The organism is Burkholderia sp. (assembly GCF_018375725.1).
Classification (GTDB): Bacteria; Pseudomonadota; Gammaproteobacteria; order Burkholderiales; family Burkholderiaceae; genus Burkholderia.
On sequence record NZ_JAHACR010000229.1, the window covers coordinates 1 to 7,120 of the forward strand.

The window sequence follows — 7,120 nt, forward strand, 5'->3', positions numbered from 1 at the left end:
GCTTCGACGGCGGCGTTCAGCGCGAGAATGTTGGTCTGGAACGCGATGCCGTCGATGACACCGATGATGTCGCCGATCCGTCCGGACGCTTCCTCGATCTTTTCCATCGTCGCCACCACGTCCGCGACCACCACGCCGCCGTGTGACGCGATCTTCGACGCCGCCGCCGCGCGCTCGTCGGCCTGGCCGGCCGCCGAGGCCGACTGTCCGACCGTCGCGGTGATCTCCTCCATCGATGCAGCCGTCTCCTCGAGGCTCGCCGCCGCCGATTCGGTACGCGACGACAGGTCGAGGTTGCCGGCCGCAATCTCGTTCGCGGCGGTGCGCACCGATTCGCTCGCGTCGCGGATCTGCAGCATCACGTGTTGCAACTTGTCGACGAAGGCGTTGAACGAGCGGGCGATATCGGCGACTTCGTCGCGGCCGTCTGCCGGCAGGCGCTGCGTCAGGTCGCCGCTACCGGAACCGATCGCCGCCATCGCCTGACGAACCTGTGACAGACGGCGAAACGCGGTGGTCGTGAGCGCGCCGATGATCAGCGAGGCGATGCCGACGATCACGACGAGCGTCACCAGCGAGGCGGAGAGCAGCGAACGCATGCCTGCCGTCGCATCGGATTTGTCGAGCGCGACGACCGCGAACCAGTCGGTGCCCGGCACTGGCTGCGCACGGACCAGATTCGCGTCTCCGCCGACGCGCACTTCGACCGGCGCGGCGGCAGTTGCCAATGAGGCCGGATTGATGCCGCCGAGATCCGGTGCGACGTCCGCCACCGGCTTGAGCGTCAGCTTCGAATCGGGGTGCGCGACGATATGGCCGCTGCTGTCGATCAGCATGCCGAAGCTGGCCGGCGTCGGATGAATCGACTTGACGTTCGCGATCACGCTGTCCATCGCGACATCGCCGGACACGACGGCCTTCACCCCGCCGTCGCGGATGACCGGCACGGCGAACGTGACCACGAGATTGCCGCTGCCCGCGTCGATATAAGGCGGCGTGACGACCGGCTTGCCGGCCTGGGCGGCCTGCTTGTACCACGGCCGGCCGGTCGGATCGTAGTCGGCCGGGATGCCGGTCGGATCGGAAAACCGGAACGCCTTGTCGGCGTAGCCGGCATAGACGTTGACGAACCCGCCTGCCGCGGCAATCTGCTTGAATGCGGGCAGCGGATCGGGCGACAGCGCCGCATCCTGCAGGGACGCGATCATCCGGCTCTTCGAGGCGACCCAGTCGCCGATGCCGACGACGTGGCCATTTGCGACAGACGTGAGATTCCGGTCGATCGCGTCGTCGTTGTACGACTTGGCGACAAAATAGTTGATCAGGGTGCTGGCGATGAGCGCAAACGCGACGATGGCAACGCACGCGGCAAGGATGCGTGCGCGAATGGACGAGAACATGGCAACGACTCGGTAAGGGAGCGCGAACGCCCTGTGGAAGGAATTCACGAAGTAAACGGCGCGAAGTGCGCTTTCTTGAGGGCGGCGTTGCCAGATTAAACGGGGTCCGATTGAGTGCCTTGCGTGTCGATCAGGATCCGCCCGGGATCGGGCAAAGGATCCGGCCGATCCTGCCGCATCAGCCGCGGCGAAGCGCCGTCAGGCACCATGGCTCGCATGAACGGGTTCAACGGTCGGGTGACCGGGCGGAGCATGGCTTGCGAAATCGTCCGACAGCATCCGTTCGCGCAGCCGACGGATCGCGAACACGCGAATGTAGTCATGCACGCGCGCATCGGCGGAAAGCGCGCGCACTTCGTCCTCGAGCATGGCGCGCAACTGGTTTTCCCCGATCGAGCGGCTGGCGGCGGCTTGTACCAGCGACTCGAACAAACTGTCCCGTGACATCGACGTACTCCTTTCGGCCGAAACAAGGAAAGTGGCGGTATTCGAAGCGTAAATACATGGAGACGAAGCGGCACGCGATACGCTGTCGCACGTTTGCGCTACGTCAATGAGCGCCCGCGGCGGGGCGTCGTGATCCGTGGCCGGACCGGAAGCGAATGGTTCGATGCACAGCGCTTTTGCACCGACGATACGACGAAATGACGCGCCTCCCCGAAGGCGCGGCGCCGGTGTCCGCCGATGGAATTGACGCGCATCGGCTCCGGCGTGTTGGGAAACTTAGACTCGCCGAAACGACTCGTCAAGCATCGCCGCCTGTGTACCGTTCGCTGAAAACGCATGCGCGCCTGTGGTCGGCGTTGCGGCATCCTGCTCACCGGTCAGCCCCCATTTCGCACGAGCAGCACCGGCACCTGCGCGATATGCGCGACCCGGCGCGCGACACTGCCGAGCAGCCATCCTGCCAGCCCGCGCCGTCCATGCGTGCCGACGACCAGCATGTCCGCCTGCCAGTGCACCGCCTCGCGCATCAGCGTATGCGCGACATCGTCGCTCGTCGGATGCGTTTCGAGTATCGCGCGCTCGGTCGGGTTGTCGCGCCCGTCGAACAGTTCGCCGGCGATGTTCAGCGCGCCCTCGCCTTCCGTCCGGTACGCGTCCTCGAGCGCGCGCACCGGCACGATATCCGTCAGACGTACCGCCCGGTCCACGACATAGGCCGCGTACAGCAGCGTGGTCGGCGTGGCCAGCGCGATGCCGAACCGTACCGCATGCAGCGAAGGTTCGCTGCCGTCGACCGCGAACATCATCCGCTGCGGCGGTGTGTCGAGCGCCCGGTCGTAATTCCCGGGCACGATCAGCAACGCACAGCGCGCGCGCTTCGTCAGCGTCTCCGGCACCGCCCCTTCGACCAGCCGCATCAGACCGTGGTGCGCGCGCGTACCGACGACGAGCATGTCGGCATGCCACGCGGCGGCATCCTCGACGAGCGCATTGGCGATCGTGCCACCCGCGACCGACGCATCGACGATGCCGTGCTCGATCTGCGCGCCGGAATCCGCGAACAGCGGCACGACGCGGTCGAGCACGGCCTGCGCGTCGTGCGTCATTTCGCTGCGCGCGGAGGCAAGCAACGCGTCGACCCTCGGAATATCGGGCAACATCAGCCGCGGATTGTCGATGACACTGACAATGCGTACCTGCATGCCGGGACGCACCAGCGTTCGAACGTACCGCGCGGCGCACTGCGATTCGGGCGTCGAATCGACGGCAAGCGCGATGCGGGCGATCGGCTGGGATGGGAGGTCGGTCTGCATGGCGAAGAGGGCTCCGGTCAGGCGCGTCGTCCGCGAGGGAGGACGCCGGGCGCTTCGCGCGAGGGCGAAATGCGGCGGGCTTGCGCATCGGCATGCGGCTGCGCGAAGCGCGGACGTGCGATGCGAACAGGATAGAACGCCGGTTCCGCCATGCCATGATCGAGATCAAGCGGGCCGGCCGCGCGACGCCGGCCCGCTGGCCGAGGTCACGCAGGGACAGCGCGCCGCCCGGGCGGCGCGCCTGAGGCGTTATTACGTCGACGACTTCGCCGACACCGGCGTCACGGGACGATTCGCGTAGAAGCATGCATAAGCGACGCCCAGCAGCGCGATCCATACGGGACCGATGACGAGCGCAACGCGCGTATCGGGCGTGAGCGCCATCAGCAAGACGACGAGCGCGAGCACCGCGAGCGCGGCATACGAACCGAGCGGATAGAACGGCATGCGGATCGGCAGCCGCGCGACCTGCCCGGCCGAGAGCGTGCGGCGGAAGCGCAGCTGCGCGATCAGGATCACGCACCAGGTCCAGATCGCGCCGAACGTCGACACCGACGTCAGCCACGTGAACAAGTGCTGGGGCGCCAGATAGTTCAGCAGCACGCCGATGAGCAGCAGCGCGACCGACACCGCCACGCCGTAGACCGGCACGCCGTTGCGGTTCACGCGGCCCAGCACGCGCGGCGCCTGGCCTTGCTGCGCGAGGTTGTAGAGCATCCGCGCGGTGCTGAACAGGCCGCTGTTGCACGACGACAGCGCGGCCGTCAACACGACGAAGTTGATGATCCCGGCAGCGGCCGGAATGCCGAGACGCGAGAACGTCATCACGAACGGGCTGCCCTGCGTGCCGATCTGATCCCACGGATAGATCGACATGATCACGAACAGCGCGCCGATGTAGAAGATCAGCACGCGCCAGAACACCGAGTTCACTGCCTTGGTCAGCGATTTTTCCGGGTTGCGCGCCTCGCCCGCCGTCAGGCCGAGCATCTCGACGCCGAGGTACGCGAACATCACGATCGGTAGTGCGCCGATCACGCCGGACAATCCGTGGGGCATGAAGCCGCCGTGCGCCCAGAGGTTCGAGATGCCGGTCGCGACGCCGCCGTTGCCGAGCCCGAGCGTGATCATCAGGCCGCCGCCGATGATCATCAGCACGATCGTGACGATCTTGATCAGCGCGAACCAGAACTCGAATTCGCCGTACAGCTTGACCGCGATGAAATTCACCGCGCCCATCATCGCGAGCGAAATGAACACCCAGATCCAGTTCGGCACGTCTGGGAACCACATGTGCATGTAGACGGCGACCGCGGTAATCTCGGCCATGCAGGTGACGATCCAGACAAACCAGTAGGTCCAGCCGGTCAGATAGCCGGCGAACGGGCCGAGGTAATCGCGCGCATAGCGGCTGAACGCGCCCGCGACGGGATTGGTGATCGCCATTTCGCCCAGCGCGCGCATGATCAGGAAAATCACGATGCCGCCCAGCAGGTAGGTCAGCAGAATGGCCGGGCCGGCGGTGCGGATCGCGGTCGCCGAGCCGAGAAACAGGCCCACGCCGATCGTCGCGCCGAGCGCCATCAGATTGATGTGCCGCTCTTCCAGCCCGCGATGGAGCTGGTCTTCTTCTTTTCTCACTTGCGTCTCCTGGCGGCCCTGGAGCGGCCGCCGTCATCCTGTCGATATCAGCGCGCGACGCATCCTGGCCGATTCCGGCCGCCGAAACCGACAGCACTTCCCCCGCTTATTTCCGGATGGGAAATAAAACGGATATTGCGCATTTTCGTTTGAAATCGATACGCATGATGTCGATTTCCGGAAATAATCCGGAAAACCGAATGCGCGGACGCCGCGACAAGCCGGTGCGGCAAGCATGGCGCACGCCGACGCGCGTTGCCGGAGCGCCTGCGGCGTCGTTCGACGGGAATTCAACCGGTTTCGGCACGGCACGCCGCGCCTCGAATGTGCGCAATCCAACCGTGCGCACGCAATATGCAGGCGCGATTATAAGAATGATCGGACGATTCGCGCCAGTCGATTCTGGCTGGCCAGGACAATCCGAATCGCCCGATCCCGGTTCAGAACGGAACCGGCGCTTCGATCCGGCCGCCGCGGGCTTATTTGGAGACGGTCGCGCGCACCGTGTACTCGCCCGCCATCTTGCCGTGCTCGCGCGGGACAAAGAAGCGCGACGCGTCGAGATTCGCGGGCATCGGCTCGACCGGATAGCCGTGTTTTTCCCACGCGTCGAGACCGCCCTTGAGCGCCCTGACGTGATGGATATTCTTCCGGTGCAGCTTGCTCACGATGCGCTTCGCCGTCGCCTCGTTCGGGCACACGCAGTACACGACGATCGGCCGCTTCAATACCTCCGGGTCGATCAGCTCGGGGGAATCGAGATCGAGCGGCACGGCGCCGGCGATCCGGTACGCTTCGCGTTCGCGCACGGCGCGCGGGCGCGCATCGAAGATCAGCGGCGGATTGCTGGATTGCATCATCTCGGCAAGCTGCGGCGGCGAGATGCGCATCTTCGCCAGCCAGCGATGGAACTGGACGCGCCGCACCCAACGGTAGAGCACGAACGTGATGAAGATCGCGAGGAACGCATCGAGGATCGTCCCGCCGCTGGCCCGCACCCACAGCACGAACTGGACGATCTCGTCATGCACCGCGGCCCCGCCGATCAGCCAGAATCCCGCCCAGAGCGACGCACCGGCGAGATCCCACAGCAGGAACACGCCCACGCCGATCGCGGTCGTGCCGAGCAGCGGCGCGGACACGAGGCCGAGCCCCGGCAGGAATTTGGCGAGCACGAGCAGCGGCGCGCCGTAGCGTTCGAATAGATTGCGCGCGAAGCGCAGCGTCGTATCGAGCGACAACGAGAAACGCACGAGACCATTGAGGAGCCGCCGCCCGCGGGTGCGGCCCATGTAGAACCACAGCGAATCCGCCAACATCGTCGCACCGATGGCTGCTGCGAACAGGGCCGGGTAGGACGCCTGGCCCATCGCCGCCATCGTCCCGGCGAGGATCAGCATCGGCACGGCGGGCACAGGCACGCCGAGCTGCGTGATCAGCACGCTCACGAACACGGCCCACGGGCCGAGCGACGAGGGAATCGCGATGGGAAAATGCCACACGGCGGCGCTCCTGGATGACATGCGGGCCGCATCGGCGCATGGGTGTCGATCGGCCGCGCAACGATCACAGCGGCCCTTCCCTTGTCAGGGGCGGCAAGACGCGCATTTTACACGGACTGAGTTGACCGGCATGTTACGCAGCCGGCGCGTCCGCGCGGCCCGGCGCATGCGTGGCCGACGTTCCGCATGACGGGCAGAACCGGCTGAACGCATTCTTGCGAGTATGGCAACGTTCGCACGCATTGAACACACCCATGCCGCAATGCGGGCAGAAATTCGCATTCGGATCGGCGGTATCGAGCGGCCGCTCGCAACCGGGGCAGATCTTCTTCACGATACGGGCGTATGCGGTCACGAAGTCGATCGACTCGCGCCGCGACAGATCGGGCTGCTGTTCTTCCTTGCGTTTCTGCTCGAGATAGCGGGACAGCGCGCGGATCGCATACTGCCCCACCGAGACCGTCAGCACGATGACGACGAGATATCGCACGTAGCCGCCGTAGCTCGGCAGATACGGCACGAGCTCGACGAAGAACGCAAACAGCGCGAAGAAGATGAAGCCCCACACGAACGGCCAGTAGCGGCTGCCGCGCTGCTTCGCGAACAGCCAGCCGGCGATCAGCAGGAGTGGCAGCGTAAACAGCAGCCGGACGCCGAACACGCGCAGTTCCAGCTTGCGCTGCGCCGCCTCATAGCGGGTCTCGGCCTGCTGCTCGAGATCGGCCAGCGCCCCCCGGGTCGCGGTGCGTTCCCGGTCGAGCGACTGCGCGGCCTGCTTCAGCGCGCCGATGCGCTGTTGCGCGTCGCGCTGGCGCTG

Annotated in this window: 7 protein-coding genes; all 7 read right to left on the reverse strand. The window is 65.9% G+C overall.

Annotated features, from left to right (window positions below; translation table 11 throughout):
• A partial coding sequence (locus tag KH616_RS19075) for a methyl-accepting chemotaxis protein (RefSeq protein WP_292249701.1) occupies positions 1-1,400 on the reverse strand: 1,400 nt, incomplete at its 3' end.
• A 198-nt stretch (positions 1,401-1,598) separates the two neighbouring features.
• On the reverse strand, positions 1,599-1,847 hold the full coding sequence (locus KH616_RS19080) for a DUF3562 domain-containing protein (protein ID WP_292249702.1): 249 nt from the start codon (positions 1,845-1,847) through the stop codon (positions 1,599-1,601).
• A gap of 377 nt (positions 1,848-2,224) precedes the next feature.
• Positions 2,225-3,160, reverse strand: a complete 936-nt coding sequence (locus tag KH616_RS19085; protein WP_292249703.1) for a universal stress protein — start codon at positions 3,158-3,160, stop codon at positions 2,225-2,227.
• Between the two features lie 252 nt (positions 3,161-3,412).
• Entirely contained in the window at positions 3,413-4,801 is a 1,389-nt protein-coding gene (locus KH616_RS19090; RefSeq protein WP_292249704.1) for an amino acid permease, read from the reverse strand.
• A gap of 106 nt (positions 4,802-4,907) precedes the next feature.
• Entirely contained in the window at positions 4,908-5,150 is a 243-nt protein-coding gene (locus tag KH616_RS19095; RefSeq protein WP_292249705.1) for a hypothetical protein, read from the reverse strand.
• Positions 5,151-5,280: 130 nt separating this feature from the next.
• On the reverse strand, positions 5,281-6,303 hold the full coding sequence (locus KH616_RS19100; protein WP_292249706.1) for a VTT domain-containing protein: 1,023 nt from the start codon (positions 6,301-6,303) through the stop codon (positions 5,281-5,283).
• A 133-nt stretch (positions 6,304-6,436) separates the two neighbouring features.
• A partial coding sequence (locus tag KH616_RS19105) for a zinc ribbon domain-containing protein (protein ID WP_292249707.1) occupies positions 6,437-7,120 on the reverse strand: 684 nt, incomplete at its 5' end.

Bases quoted from the DNA above. Each gene is read 5' to 3' on its own strand.
- KH616_RS19080 (WP_292249702.1), bottom strand. From the start codon at position 1,847: ATGTCACGGGACAGTTTGTTCGAGTCGCTGGTACAAGCCGCCGCCAGC.
- KH616_RS19085 (WP_292249703.1), bottom strand. From the start codon at position 3,160: ATGCAGACCGACCTCCCATCCCAGCCGATCGCCCGCATCGCGCTTGCC.